This window comes from Spartinivicinus ruber, from assembly GCF_011009015.1.
GTDB classification, from domain to species: domain Bacteria; phylum Pseudomonadota; class Gammaproteobacteria; order Pseudomonadales; family Zooshikellaceae; genus Spartinivicinus; species Spartinivicinus ruber.
In genome coordinates this window covers 4,795,543-4,808,751 of sequence record NZ_CP048878.1, presented here as the reverse complement: position 1 = coordinate 4,808,751, position 13,209 = coordinate 4,795,543, and the positions used below count along the sequence as shown (strand labels likewise).

Here is a 13,209-nt window from a genome sequence, read left to right as displayed (position 1 = left end):
ATGGCAATTAAACCTCTGTTTCTGGCGCTTTATTGGCCAGGTAATCCGCTAAAGCTTGCTCTGTACTAGCCAGTTCCTGTTCGGCTTGGGTGACAGCTGTAGTTAACTCCGCCAGATCTGTTTTACCCTCTGCTTGAGCTTGCTCTAAAGTGCGTTTAGCTTTTTTTGCATTGGCTTTGGCCATCGCGAGCTGAATTTTTAATTTTTTTTCACCTTCATCCAACGGTGTTTTTTTCTTGGTGGGTTTTGCTGGATTATCTTCAGTATTATTTTGTTCAGCTGCAGGAGTAGGGGATGTTTCATCCTGCTTAGCCAAGTAAGCATTAAGGGCAGCTTCAGCTTCCTTAACTGCTTGTTGGTTTGTTGAAACCTCAGTTTGTAAAGCCTCTTCCTGCTCTGAGCCAGCTTCTGCCGCTTTAGCATAATTGCGTTCTGATTTTTTCAGCGCCGCTTTAGTCATAGCCAGTTCAATAGATAACTTTTTATGGTGCTCATCTTTTACTGAGGGTTTCTTTTTGACTGGCTTAGTGGGTTCGGCGGATGGCTGAGGTATTGAAGGTTTCTGGCTGGAAAGCTTGGCTAGCTTAGCTTCAGCTTCTGTAATGATAGTTTGTTGAGTAGTAATTTCTTGCTCAAAACCTGCTATATCACTGGTTTCCCCTGCTTGCTCAATGGCGCGTTTGGCTTTTTTCAGTGCTGCATTGGCCATGGCCAACTTGATTTTAAGGGCTTTTTCTTCAGCACTTGGTTTGGGTTTTGCTGGCTTTTCGGCTGTTTCTACCGTTGTTTTAGTTTGCTGTAACGATGCCTCTAATTGTTTTAGCTGGCCATTGAGCAAAGCTAAATCCTGTTCTATTTTACTGGTGTCTTGCTCTTGTTGTTTGGTTTGCTCTAATTGCCGCTGGGTTTTTTTAATTTGTGCGTTAACCGTAGCCAGCTGAATTTTTAATTGCTTTTGTGCTGGACTTAATGAGGCTTTAGGCCTGGGGCTAGTTCCGGCTGCCTTTTTCGTTTTGGCTCGATCAATCGCTGCTTGCACATCGTCTTTCGGTTGGGCTTTACCTGCCTTGAGTTTGGCTGCTTTTTCTGCATTGGCCTTACGTTTAGCTTCTTTTTCCTGTGCTGCTTTTTCTAAGCGAGCCTGACGTGCCTCAAAACGCATTTTGGAATGTTCTGCTTTTTGCTGCATGGCTTCCTGATGGCGTATTTCCCCTTTAGAGGAACGATAATACTGCACTAGAGGGATAGCGCTAGGGCATACAAATGAGCAGGCACCACATTCAATGCAGTCAAACAAGTTGTGGTGTTTAAGCATTTCATGGTCTTTAGATTGGGAGAACCAATAAAGTTGTTGGGGCAATAAGGATGCAGGACAAGCCTGGTCACACATTCCGCAGCGGATACAAGCCTGTGCTGGTGGCGCAGCAGGAAATTCTTCTGCTGTCGCAGCAATCAGACAGTTCGTTGTTTTTACGATAGGTATTGTATGACCTTCCAGGGTAAAGCCCATCATCGGACCCCCCATCACTAAACGATTGAAGGGGCTATCAACCAGCCCAGCCTGGGGAAGTAATTCAGAAATTAGTGTACCTAACCGAACTTCTAGATTTTTGGGGGTATTCAGCGCTTGCCCCGCTAAGGTTGTTACCCGAGATACCAGAGGTTTGCCTAGGATGACAGCATCATGAATGGCTGCTGCAGTCCCTACATTTTGGCAAATTATGCCAATATCCGCAGGTAAACTACCACTGGGTACTTCTTTGCCCGTCAAAATATATATCAGCTGCTTTTCACCACCAGATGGATATTTGGTTGGAAAGCTAGCAACTTCGATAGAAGTGCCTTTAGCAGCTGACTCCATAGCTGCGATAGCTTGTGGCTTGTTGTCTTCAACTCCAACAATACACTCATTGGGCTGAAGCAAGTGGCAAAGAATTTGTACTCCACTAATAATTTGATCAGCACGCTCACGCATTAACATGTCATCAGCTGTGATGTAAGGTTCACATTCGGTGCCATTGATGATTAAAGTGGTAATTTTGTTTTCACCACGGGCTTTTAATTTAGCGCCAGTGGGAAAGCCTGCACCACCTAACCCTGTAATACCCGCTTGTCGAATATGTTCAATAAGCTCTGCTGGTTTAACCGAGGTGTAGTCTTGTAGTGGAGTAAGTGGTACCCATTGGTCTTGGTTGTCAGACTCAATCACAATACACCGGTCTGACATGCCTGAAGGATGGGGGATAGAGTGGTCAGTAACAGCCACTACTGTTCCTGAAATTGAGGCATGGACAGGGGCACTGACAAAACCATTGGGCTCGGCAATTACCTGGCCAGTTTTGACCTTATCGCCAACAGCCACAACAGGCTCTGCGGGAGCACCAATATGCTGCTGTAATGGCAAGATGACCTTGCTAGGTAGTAACGCTTCAGTAATGCCTTGTTGAGTTGACTGATGCTTGTTTTCTGGGGGGTGAACACCACCAGGTAATGGCCAAACCTGTCTCATGCCAGCCGCCCTCGACCTGCATCGGTTGCGATAATCTGGCTGGGTGGCACAGGAAGATCCCAGCGCCAGGTTTGGGGAGTCACCTCAATCGGAATCATGTCAATACAATCTACAGGACAGGGTTCAACACATAAGTCACAGCCAGTGCACTCATCTGCAATGACTGTATGCATTTGTTTGGCAGCACCTAAAATGGCATCCACAGGGCAGGCCTGAATACATTTGGTACAGCCAATACACTCGGCCTCTCTAATAAAAGCAACGGTACGGGGTTTTTCTTCACCGTGTTCTGCATCTAAAGGGATGGGTTCAACATCCAGCAAATCAGCGAGTGCGTGAATGGTAGCATCACCACCAGGAGGGCATTTGTTAATCGCATCGCCATTGGCAATGGCTTCAGCATAAGGTTTGCAGCCTGGATAACCGCATTGGCCGCACTGAGTTTGGGGAAGTAAGGCATTTACCTGGTCAACTAGTGGATCACCTTCCACCTTAAACTTTTCAGAAGCAAAGCCGAGTACTGCGCCAAAAATAATGGCCAAAATCAGTAAGGCAATAACGGCAATAAAAATAGTATCCATAGTTTATGTGCTTGCTTTACAACTTGACTAAGCCAATGAAACCCATAAATGCCAAAGCCATTAAGCCGGCAGTAATCATTCCGATGGATGCGCCACGAAAAGGCAGAGGAACATCAGCTGCAGCAATTCGCTCCCGCATTGCTGCAAACAAAACCAGTACCAGTGAAAATCCAACGGCAGCACCAAAACCATAAGTAGCTGAGGCAATAAAAGAAGTGTTTAAACGGTTGGTATTGAGCAAGGCAACACCTAATACAGCACAGTTAGAGGTAATCAAGGGAAGAAATACTCCCAGCACTTTATAAAGCAGGGGACTGGTTTTGTGCACGACCATCTCGGTAAATTGCACTACAACGGCAATGACTAGGATAAATGAGATGGTTTTTAAAAAGGTTAAGTCGAGCGGCTTTAAAATATATTCAAAGGTTAAATAACTGCAAATAGACGCCAGAGTGAGTACAAAAGTGGTCGCCAGCGACATTCCAATAGCAGTTTCCAGTTTATTAGAAACCCCCATAAATGGGCATAACCCCAAAAACTGGGCCAGCACATAGTTATTGACCAGGATAGTGCTGATCAAAATAAAAACAAGCTCTGTGGTTACCTCTGGCATGGTAAGTTCACCAACAATTTACAATAGTACAATAGGGTACTTAATTAGGGTTGTAACTGATTCCCTAATACACGTATAAAAAGTAGGGGGATGGCCTTTATATTGCTGTACATATTATTGTGCAGCTTTATATGCCATACAAGTGTGGATTTAGTTAGTTTTAAGTATAAATTGTTATATGCTTAACTGCCGTGGCTATAGTGCTCTACCAACAGGCAGAGCACCCAGCAATGAAGCTATCTTGTTTGGCTAAAGCACTCGCATTCCAGGTTTAGCCCCGGATTCAGGCTGAATAATCCACAAGTCTTTACCGCCAGGCCCAGCACACAACACCATTCCTTCCGACACACCAAAGCGCATCTTGCGGGGTTTTAAATTGGCCACTAAAACTGTTAGTTTGCCTTCTAAGTCTTCTGGCTGATAAGCGGTTTTTATTCCAGAAAAGACATTGCGGGTTTCGCCACCAATATCAAGCGTAAGTTGTAGCAATTTATCGGCACCTTCCACATGACTGGCTTTTACTACTTTGGCTACTCGTAAATCCAGTTTGGCAAAGTCAGCAAACTCAATTTCATCTGCAATTGGCTCTTTGGCTAAAGGGCTATCAGCTGCGGGTAAAGGTTTAGGCTCAGCTTGTTTTGAAGATTCAACCATCGCATTTACCTTATCCATCTCAACTCGTTGCATAAGAGGTTTAAACTTATTAACAGTGTGATCTAGCAACAACTGCTTATTATCCTTCCACTGTAGTGGGTTGATATTTAAATAAGCCTCTGCTTGTTCTGACAATGCAGGTGTGACTGGCTTGAGGTAAATCATTAATAAGCGGAACAGGTTGATACCAACAGTGCAGATATCCAACACTCGTTGTTCTTGTCCTTCTTGTTTGGCCAGAGCCCAGGGCGCTTGATCATTGATATAGGTATTTGCTAGATCCGCTAAGGCCATAATTTCGCGCATGGCTTTAGCAAACTCGCGGCTTTCATAAAAGGTCGCAATTTGCTCGCCTTTCTCAATAAACTGCTCGGTTAGTTCCGGAGCAACATTGTTCTTGGATAATACACCACCTGACTTCTTAATAAAATTAGCGCAGCGGCTGGCAATGTTAATAACCTTATTAACTAAATCACTATTTACTTTTTGGGCGAAATCTTCCAGATTCAGGTCTAAATCATCAATCCGGTTAGTCAGTTTGGCTGCATAAAAGTAACGTAAATATTCTGGATTTAAATGGTCTAAGTAAGTACGTGCAGTGATAAAGGTACCCCGTGACTTGGACATTTTCTCGTTATTGATGGTGAGATAACCATGTACGCAAACTGCCGTAGGTGTGCGATAGCCTGCACCTGACAGCATGGCAGGCCAGAATAAACAGTGGAAGTTGATAATGTCCTTACCAATAAAGTGGTACACCTCAGCTTTACTGTTAGGTGCCCAGTAGTCATCAAAATTCAGATCATCCCGACGCTCGCACAGGTTTTTAAAACTGGCCATGTAACCAATGGGAGCATCCAGCCAGACGTAAAAGTACTTACCAGGTTGATCGGGAATTTCAAAGCCAAAGTAGGGTGCATCTCGGGATATGTCCCAGTCTTGTAAACCAGTATCCAACCATTCAGCCAGTTTGTTGGCAATCTCTTCAGACACGGTGCCACTACGGGTCCACTTTTGCAAAAACTCAGTAAACTTATTCAGACTAAAGAAAAAGTGCTCCGACTGCTTAGTAATTGGTTTGGCACCAGAGATGGCAGAGACAGGATTCTTTAACTCCGCAGGAGAATAAGTAGCACTACATACCTCGCAGTTGTCGCCATATTGGTCTGCTGCTCCACAGCGTGGGCATTCGCCTTTAATATAACGGTCAGCCAAAAACATTTGCTTTTCTGGATCGTAGGCTTGACTGATTTGCTGAGAGGTAATGTAGCTTTCTTCTCTTAAGGCTAAATAAATGGTTTCTGATAGTTCTCGGTTTTCTGATGAATGTGTCGTATAGTAGTTGTCAAAATCGACTAAAAATTCATCAAAATCTTTAATCCGCTCTTTATTGACTTGAGTGACTAGTTCTTCAGGTGTAAGCCCCATTTTTTCAGCATGGAGGCTGATGGCAGTACCGTGTGCATCGTCAGCACAAACGTAGGTGCATTTGTGACCACGCATTTTCTGGAAGCGTACCCAAATATCTGTCTGAATATATTCTACCAGGTGCCCCATATGGAGCGGCCCATTGGCGTAAGGGAGGGCGCTAGTGACAAGTATTTTTCGGGGTTGCTGCTTCATAATTAACCAATGCTGTGATTTTGTTGATGAACCTTATACTTAAAAAAGGGATCCATTAATTAAGCGGAAACCATTATAAAACGAAACCTGGGTAGTGTCCTACCCAAAGCTTAGGTATCTTCGATTTCTTTTTGCAAACAGCACTTTTAGCTGTAATTGGGTAGAGCTACTAACTGTCAAGTAATTGAAGTAAAAAAATGATTGGCCAGCAGGGGGACTAAACTTTTAAAATAATGTTATAGGCAGTCCACAACAGATTAGGGGTAGTGCTTTTACAGTTGGTGAATTTATATGCAGCTATTCGGATCGTACAGGTAGACTACATACAACACCCACAACTAGTTATACAGTATATTCACTAAGCAGTAGGCTATTTCATGAGTGATCAAGATCGAAAGAGCTTTATCAGAATGCGTAACCAGGGCTATTTGCCATGGGAGATTGAGTCTCAGTATGAAGACCAGTCTACTAATACTGATGAGCATCCTGTTTTTGGTCGCACAGAACAAGCGGTAAGTTGTGATAATGGAGCGCGGGTACAGCCATTACCTAAAGACTTTATGCCTGAGCCGCGTTATATTCAGTGGCTTGAAAAGCATCATGGTGTGCCCCCAGAATTTACTTTGGAGCAATTACCCGAGTTTAAGTTGTATTGGCTGGAAACAGGTGAAGCACGTAAAGCCTGGCAGAATAAGTTCAAGAACCATGTAATCTATCAGTGGAAACGGCAGCAAAGTGAAAGACAGCAAAGACCTCACCGCTCAACTATTGAAACAGTCACCGACTGCAGTTGGACAGGAGGGATCCAGTTCGACGAACAACAAGATGAACCTTGATCTCGTCTATGCGATCAATGTGGTTTTTTCCAAATTGCAGGCAGCTTTTCCATTAAGATACAAATCAGCCTTTCCTTCGCTAGACAACGAAAATACAGCTAAAAGACAGTGGGCGAAAAGCCTGCATCGCTATACTCCTGAAAGAATTGTAAAAGCAACTGAAAAAGCTATTCGTCAAGCAAAGTACTTTCCTGATTTAATGGATATTCAAAAGTATTGCAAGCTGACACCACAAGAATGTGGTTTACCCTCCGTAGAAGATGCTTATAGGGATGCTTGCTTTGCTCCTGACCAGTTATCCGCTGAAGTTACTTGGAAACATCCTGCTGTCTATCTGGCAGCAAAAGCCACTGGCTGGCAATTACTGAGAAGTGAAGAACGACGGGTGGCGTTTCCTGTTTTTCAGCGCAACTATGAGATTTTATGTAACCGAGTATTGGATGGTGAGAATTTAACCAGCGAATTGCCGCAGGGGTTGGAGCATCATCAGGTAACAGTGGCTGATCAAGCAGAACAACAGTCGAATGAACAATTAAAGCAGCAAATGTTGGCTCAGGGAATTAACCCAAACGCAGGAAAGCAAGCTTTCGATCAACTCAAGCAGCAATTGCAAAAGCAAAAGTTTTAACTGGAGTATATCTAATGACCACCGTCAACCGAGCCCAGGTTGAGCAAGCAATTGACCAGTATCAAGATCCTTATTATCAAAAACCGCTATCACAAGTTAACGCAATAAAAGCAATTCAGATTTCTTCTGAAGGTGATGTCAGTGTTGAGTTAGAGTTTGCTTATCCAAACTCTAAGCTAGCAGGGGGAATAAAAACTTTGCTGGCTGAAGCAATAAGTCAGTTGCCGGGTGTTAAAACCGCTAGCATCGAAATTGTAACAATGATCCCTGTTTCCAAAGGACAAAATAATTTGCCAGCAATGGAAGGGGTAAAAAATATAATTGCGGTGGCTTCTGGTAAAGGTGGGGTAGGTAAGTCAACGACTGCCGTGAACCTAGCGCTGGCATTAGCGGCTAATGGAGCCAAGGTTGGAATATTGGATGCTGATATATATGGGCCAAGTCAGGGCTTAATGCTAGGAGTTGAGCCTGGTGGGCGACCTGAAGTACAGCAACTGGATGGTCAGGCTTTGATGAAACCAATAATTGCCCGTGGTATTCAAGTGATGTCGATGGCGTTTTTGGTGGACGAAAATACCCCTATGGTTTGGCGTGGGCCAATGGTGAGCGGGGCTTTACAACAATTGCTGAATCAAACTCTGTGGCAAGATCTGGATTATTTGTTTGTAGATATGCCTCCCGGTACTGGAGATATTCAGCTAACCCTGGCACAACGTGTTCCAGTTGCTGGAGCGATTATAGTCACAACTCCTCAAGACTTGGCGTTGCTTGATGCTAAAAAGGGCATTGAGATGTTTCGCAAGGTTAATGTGCCAGTTATTGGCGTTGTTGAGAATATGAGCACCCATATTTGCAGTCAGTGTGGTCATACTGAACACTTGTTTGGTGAGGGTGGTGGTCAGCGAATTGCTGATCAATATCATACTGACTTATTAGGCTTCTTGCCGCTTTCCATGGCTATTCGTGAGCAGGTCGATGGTGGCATGCCTACAGTGGTTGCTGAACCTGATGGCCAGCTAAGTTATGTGTATCAGGAAATTGCACGCAGGGCTGCAGCCCTATTAAGTCAGCAAACCTTGCAGGCAGCAGTGGTGCCCAATATCACCATAGTCGATGATTAAAGAGGCTTATTGGTTAATTATCAGCAGCTGATGTTAACTCTTTGCTGTTTTTAGTAGTTGATGTTTTAAAGCTTGGGACAATATGTAATGCGGTTGTGTGATAGAGATATAGAGGCTTTTTTAGCCAGCGGTAAAATTGTTATCGAACCAATGCCTTCGATTGATCGCATTAATGGCGTGAGTGTCGATTTAACACTAGGCAATAGCTTTAGAGTTTTTAATGACCATGCTGCTCCTTACATTGATTTAAGTGGCCCTAAAGAACAAATTGATGCGGTATTAGACTCTATTATGAGTAAAGAAATTATCTTGAGAGATGAAGAAGCTTTTTTTCTTCATCCTGGTGAGTTGGCGCTTGCCGTTACTCAAGAGTCCATTACTTTGCCTGACGATATCGTGGGCTGGTTAGATGGTCGTTCATCTTTGGCCAGATTAGGGTTAATGGTGCATGTGACAGCTCATCGCATTGATCCAGGTTGGAGTGGCCAGATTGTGCTGGAATTTTTTAATGGTGGAAAGCTGCCCCTGGCATTAAAGCCAAACATGACAATTGGTGCAATTAATTTTGAGCAAATGTCAGGCTCTGCCCAGAGACCTTACAATAAGCGAGATAATGCTAAATACAAAGGTCAGTCAGGAGCGATTGCCAGCCGCATTGGTGAAGAAAACTAAAACTCATGGACTTTTTGCTAGGAACAGTTTTATAGCGGTTGGCCTTTGGGCTTTGCTATAAAGCGGTTTCTAAGTGTTTTCTAGTTTTTCCACCACCCATCTTATTTTTGTCTAATCTTGTTAATAATTCAGTCTGTAATAAAACGAGCTATTTGTGCTGTTAAAGAGTTGTGCTGCTGGTAATCTCAATAATGTATAGCAGAGTAGTAAACGTACTAATGACCATTCTGTTGGGATGGTGGCTTAGTTGTATAAGTAGCGCGAATGCACAAGCAGAAAAGGAAAAACTGCTGTTTGTGAGTGATCCCTGGCCTCCTTATATTACAGGAGATTTGGGACGACCAGCGAAAGGAGGGGTAGCCGTTGATTTTGCTCAGGAGTTATTACAGCGGTTAGGGTATGAAATGCGTTCTATGTTATACCCATGGAAGCATAGTCTGAACATGATAAAAACCAATACAGCTGACTTAATATTCCCCTTAATTCAGAACTCAGAGCGTGAACAGTTCATGGTCTTTTCTCAGACAGTTTTTGTTTCTCATGACCGTATCTGGTTTGTAAAGAAGAAATTAGAGCCATTAAAGTGGAGGCGATTGAGTGATTTATATCAGTACAGGCTGGGTAAAATAAAAGGATACAGCCATGGTCCCGAAATGGATAAAGCTGTCGAAGAAAATAAGTTTACTGAGATTATTTATGGTGAAAATCATTTGATAAACCTAACTCGGTTACTTGATGATGAAGTTGATTTGGTTATTGCTGATGAGCAAGTGATTCAAATGATTATTAAACACAACCCTGACTGGCGTGATTTGTTTGGATTTACCCGTAGGGCAATTAATAAAAGCCAGTACAAAATGGGCTTTGCTAAAGGCTCCCCCGTCACTTCCCGTATGGACGAAGTTAATCAAGAAATTAAGCGAATGAGATCAGATGGTTCATTAAGACGAATTTTCTCAAACTATTAAGGACACCTCTAAGTTTTGAGGTCCCCCTTATGCATGTTGTTTGAGTATATTCTTAATATTGAAGTAGCATAGCAAGATAGCACAAGTAATGTTAAATAACCCAGTTAAAATAGCTATTCTTGATTTACTTAAATCTAGTCAAGCATCGCTTTCTGAATATCAAATAATTAGTCACCTTAGAGAGCTTGAGCTAGTGGAGGATAAACAAGGTAATCTGGCTTTGTTTCGGCTTAATTTTGTGGTGATGAATGCATTATTTCAGCTGCAGCAAGAATTATTGAAGGAACATCTGTACTTGAATATTTCTAGTTTGGCTATTCAACTTGAGCCACTTAGTGCATCCGGTGAAATGGACTTATCTTGCTGGCATGATGATGAATCTTTACGTCATTATTACCTTAACTGGGATAATTTGATCAATACTACAGAACAAGATGTAGAAGCCTTATTGAATTGCTTTTGGCAACGGTTTTTATCGCCAAATAAACGTGTAGATGCCTTATTTGCTTTAGAATTACCTGTGAGTGCTGACTGGGGGATGATTCAACAATCCTACCGGCGACTTGCTGCACTTCATCATCCTGATAAAGGGGGGTGTCCTCAACGTTTTATTGAAGTTCGTGAGGCATATGAAATATTACAAAAAAGTGATAAGCCTTGTACGACTAATTGCTAACTCGACAACTGATGTGTAATGCTAAACAATAGTGAGCTTTATTTGTCTTTTATTCTCTTGTACTAATCCCTGTCTTACTTAGTTCAACAAGGAGTTGGTGTGTTTATCCGCAACTTAATGAAGTTCGTGGTATGTCTATGGCTTTTAGTAGCAATTAATTTTGCTGCTGCGACTGAACAATCAACTTCAGTCACTATTAATAATATCAATGTAGTCAATGCTGAAACAGGAAAAGTTGAGCATCAACAGACTGTTATAGTGGAAAATGGAGTTATTAGTAAAGTCTATAAAACCAATGATAAATCAAAAAATAATGTAGGGCGTGTTATTGATGGCAGTGGTAAATACCTTATTCCTGGTTTAATTGATAGTCATGTGCATATTAGCTCAACTCTGGGGATGTCATTAGACCAAGAGGCAGAATATCCTAAGTTAGTCAAACAATTCCAACAACAGTTACCAAAATCTTACCTTTATTTTGGCTTTACCTCATTAGTCGATTTAAATTCATTTCCTGGGCGCCTTACAGAGTTTCGTCAACAACCTATACATCCAGAGGTGTATGACTGTGGTAGTGCCTTAATGCTTGAAAATGGTTATCCATTGGTTTTTATGCCGAAAAAGAAAAGACTACAGGTTGCGCCGAATATTATTTTCAACCCTGATAGCAACAAGCATGTTGCTGGTGTTTTAGCCAAAACGCACTCTATTGCAGAAGGGATTAAGCGGGTCAAAGCCGGTGGTGCCATTTGTGTGAAGAGTTTTCATGAAGATGGCTTTGCTAAACCAATTTGGCCGGTTCCTTCGTCAAAGATGTTGCAAGAAATGGCAACAGAAGCTCACAAATATGAGCTTCGCTTATTATTACATGCCAACTCAATTAATGCTTATAAAGCAGTTCTTGACTCTGGTGTGGATATTATTGTCCATGGAATGTGGAACTGGGATGAGTACCGAGGGCAAGCTGGTTTGCCTAATGACATTAAGGCTGTGTTGAATGAGATAATACTTAAAGATATAGGGGTGATGCCCACGTTAAGAGTTTTAGGTGGTAGCAATGACATGTTTAATACAGAATTTTTGCAGCAGCCAGAGATAGCAAAGGTATTACCTAAAGCTTTTCTTGAGTGGCTAAAAAGCCCTAAAGCAAATTGGTTCAAAGCTTCCTTGGTGAAGCGACTAAAAATGAGTGAAACAGTCATAGCGGATAAACAGCGGAATATCATTACTGAAGGTAACAGAGCTTTCAAATATCTGTATCAACGAGATGCCAAAATACTGTTTGGCACAGACACTCCTGCTTCACCCAGTTATGGAAATGTTCCTGGTTTTAATGGTTATTTGGAAATGAAGGCATTGGCCAATGCGGGAATGGCATTAAAAGACTTATTAGCCAGTGCAACCATTCGTAATGCTGAAGCATTTGGCTTAGAAAATAAGTTAGGTAGTATTGTAGTAGGAAAAACAGCTAATTTGCTGATATTAAATGATAATCCTCTCAAAACGATTGAGGCTTATAATAATATCGATCAGGTGGTTTTGCAGGGGGAGGTGTATAATCGAGAGGATTTTGCTGTTAATTAATATTGTCTAACGTGGCTGTTATGACTCAATAATACTGACTATAAATATAATGAAACAGCCACTTTCAGCTTTAAAGTGAATAGGTGGCTGTTCGTGTAATGATTTGTTTTTGGATTTATTTGGTAGCTGAATAAGGGTTGTCTGAGTGTAGGTAGCCAATTAAGTGAATTTTTTTAGGGTGCTGACTTAACCAGGCTTTTATCTTTTTGATTTGCTCGTAGTCGTCTTCCCCAAATTGCTGTTGATACATGTTTTCGAACATGGCTTTAGACATTTCTTTTTTTATCTTACGTTGCCAAGGGTCGGTAAAAATTTGGTTTAGCTTATCGGCCAGATCTTCTTTTTTAAGTAGTTCCCAGACGTCTTTTTCAAGCCAGATGCCGTTAATTGTTGGGTTTAAATTAATCTTATAGTCGTATTTACTGGAAATACGGAATTTAGACATAATGATGCTTGTTTTGGGGCATAGTAAGGCGCTTGTTGTTAACCTGGGTTTAATATTCGTTTTTATTCGTTTGAATTTAACCTCTGGGTTTTTTTCTTTCCAGCTTAGATAGTCTTCCAGGTATAACCAATGGCCCTTACAACTACTGCATGTCATGCATGGGATCTGCTTATCTAAACGTGTTGGAGTAAGTACTCCTGCTTTGCAACTTGTACATTTCATAGAGATTAATAAGATTAAATCCAATTTAATATTAAACTGTATCCGCGAATTGGATGTTACTTAAACGAATTTGCGCT

At 42.0% G+C, this 13,209-nt stretch carries 12 protein-coding genes; 7 read left to right on the top strand and 5 right to left on the bottom strand.

The window, feature by feature from the left end; translation table 11 throughout:
* Positions 1-7: 7 nt before the first annotated feature.
* The 4 genes from rsxC to metG all read right to left on the bottom strand — a co-directional run bounded on the left by rsxC (position 8) and on the right by metG (position 5,980).
* Positions 8-2,509, bottom strand: coding sequence for an electron transport complex subunit RsxC (rsxC, locus tag G4Y78_RS21905; protein ID WP_163835023.1), 2,502 nt, complete (start codon positions 2,507-2,509; stop codon positions 8-10).
* Positions 2,506-3,090 (bottom strand): electron transport complex subunit RsxB, encoded by a 585-nt coding sequence (rsxB, locus tag G4Y78_RS21900; protein ID WP_163835022.1) that lies wholly within the window; start codon positions 3,088-3,090, stop codon positions 2,506-2,508. Before rsxB ends, rsxC begins: the two co-directional genes overlap by 4 nt.
* Before the next feature lie 16 nt (positions 3,091-3,106).
* On the bottom strand, positions 3,107-3,703 hold the full coding sequence (gene rsxA / locus G4Y78_RS21895; protein WP_163835021.1) for an electron transport complex subunit RsxA: 597 nt from the start codon (positions 3,701-3,703) through the stop codon (positions 3,107-3,109).
* Positions 3,704-3,952: 249 nt separating this feature from the next.
* Positions 3,953-5,980: a methionine--tRNA ligase gene (metG, locus tag G4Y78_RS21890; RefSeq protein ID WP_163835020.1), complete on the bottom strand. Its 2,028-nt coding sequence runs from the start codon at positions 5,978-5,980 to the stop codon at positions 3,953-3,955.
* Between the two features lie 377 nt (positions 5,981-6,357).
* Here metG and G4Y78_RS21885 point away from each other — a divergent pair, with 377 nt between their 5' ends.
* The 7 genes from G4Y78_RS21885 to G4Y78_RS21855 all read left to right on the top strand — a co-directional run bounded on the left by G4Y78_RS21885 (position 6,358) and on the right by G4Y78_RS21855 (position 12,465).
* Complete coding sequence (locus tag G4Y78_RS21885; RefSeq protein ID WP_163835019.1) at positions 6,358-6,816, top strand: DnaT-like ssDNA-binding domain-containing protein; 459 nt, start codon at positions 6,358-6,360, stop codon at positions 6,814-6,816.
* Positions 6,806-7,444, top strand: coding sequence for a replication protein P (locus tag G4Y78_RS21880; RefSeq protein ID WP_163835018.1), 639 nt, complete (start codon positions 6,806-6,808; stop codon positions 7,442-7,444). Before G4Y78_RS21885 ends, G4Y78_RS21880 begins: the two co-directional genes overlap by 11 nt.
* A gap of 14 nt (positions 7,445-7,458) precedes the next feature.
* A complete protein-coding gene (apbC, locus tag G4Y78_RS21875; RefSeq protein ID WP_163835017.1) occupies positions 7,459-8,565 on the top strand; it encodes an iron-sulfur cluster carrier protein ApbC in 1,107 nt (368 codons plus the stop codon).
* 87 nt (positions 8,566-8,652) lie between these two features.
* Positions 8,653-9,237 (top strand): dCTP deaminase, encoded by a 585-nt coding sequence (gene dcd / locus G4Y78_RS21870; RefSeq protein ID WP_163835016.1) that lies wholly within the window; start codon positions 8,653-8,655, stop codon positions 9,235-9,237.
* 218 nt (positions 9,238-9,455) lie between these two features.
* Positions 9,456-10,205, top strand: a complete 750-nt coding sequence (locus G4Y78_RS21865) for a substrate-binding periplasmic protein (protein ID WP_163835015.1) — start codon at positions 9,456-9,458, stop codon at positions 10,203-10,205.
* A gap of 88 nt (positions 10,206-10,293) precedes the next feature.
* A complete protein-coding gene (locus G4Y78_RS21860) occupies positions 10,294-10,881 on the top strand; it encodes a DNA-J related domain-containing protein (RefSeq protein WP_163835014.1) in 588 nt (195 codons plus the stop codon).
* 99 nt (positions 10,882-10,980) lie between these two features.
* Positions 10,981-12,465: an amidohydrolase family protein gene (locus G4Y78_RS21855; RefSeq protein WP_163835013.1), complete on the top strand. Its 1,485-nt coding sequence runs from the start codon at positions 10,981-10,983 to the stop codon at positions 12,463-12,465.
* A gap of 115 nt (positions 12,466-12,580) precedes the next feature.
* Here G4Y78_RS21855 and G4Y78_RS21850 read toward each other — a convergent pair whose 3' ends face one another.
* Positions 12,581-13,132, bottom strand: a complete 552-nt coding sequence (locus G4Y78_RS21850; RefSeq protein ID WP_163835012.1) for a TFIIB-type zinc ribbon-containing protein — start codon at positions 13,130-13,132, stop codon at positions 12,581-12,583.
* Positions 13,133-13,209 lie beyond the last annotated feature (77 nt).

Excerpts from the sequence above, each read along its gene's own strand:
- G4Y78_RS21880 (WP_163835018.1), top strand. The coding sequence starts at position 6,806 with ATGAACCTTGATCTCGTCTATGCGATCAATGTGGTTTTTTCCAAATTG.
- rsxC (WP_163835023.1), bottom strand. The coding sequence starts at position 2,509 with ATGAGACAGGTTTGGCCATTACCTGGTGGTGTTCACCCCCCAGAAAAC.
- G4Y78_RS21865 (WP_163835015.1), top strand. The coding sequence starts at position 9,456 with ATGACCATTCTGTTGGGATGGTGGCTTAGTTGTATAAGTAGCGCGAAT.
- G4Y78_RS21860 (WP_163835014.1), top strand. The coding sequence starts at position 10,294 with ATGTTAAATAACCCAGTTAAAATAGCTATTCTTGATTTACTTAAATCT.
- dcd (WP_163835016.1), top strand. The coding sequence starts at position 8,653 with ATGCGGTTGTGTGATAGAGATATAGAGGCTTTTTTAGCCAGCGGTAAA.
- apbC (WP_163835017.1), top strand. The coding sequence starts at position 7,459 with ATGACCACCGTCAACCGAGCCCAGGTTGAGCAAGCAATTGACCAGTAT.
- G4Y78_RS21850 (WP_163835012.1), bottom strand. The coding sequence starts at position 13,132 with ATGAAATGTACAAGTTGCAAAGCAGGAGTACTTACTCCAACACGTTTA.
- metG (WP_163835020.1), bottom strand. The coding sequence starts at position 5,980 with ATGAAGCAGCAACCCCGAAAAATACTTGTCACTAGCGCCCTCCCTTAC.
- rsxB (WP_163835022.1), bottom strand. The coding sequence starts at position 3,090 with ATGGATACTATTTTTATTGCCGTTATTGCCTTACTGATTTTGGCCATT.
- G4Y78_RS21885 (WP_163835019.1), top strand. The coding sequence starts at position 6,358 with ATGAGTGATCAAGATCGAAAGAGCTTTATCAGAATGCGTAACCAGGGC.
- rsxA (WP_163835021.1), bottom strand. The coding sequence starts at position 3,703 with ATGCCAGAGGTAACCACAGAGCTTGTTTTTATTTTGATCAGCACTATC.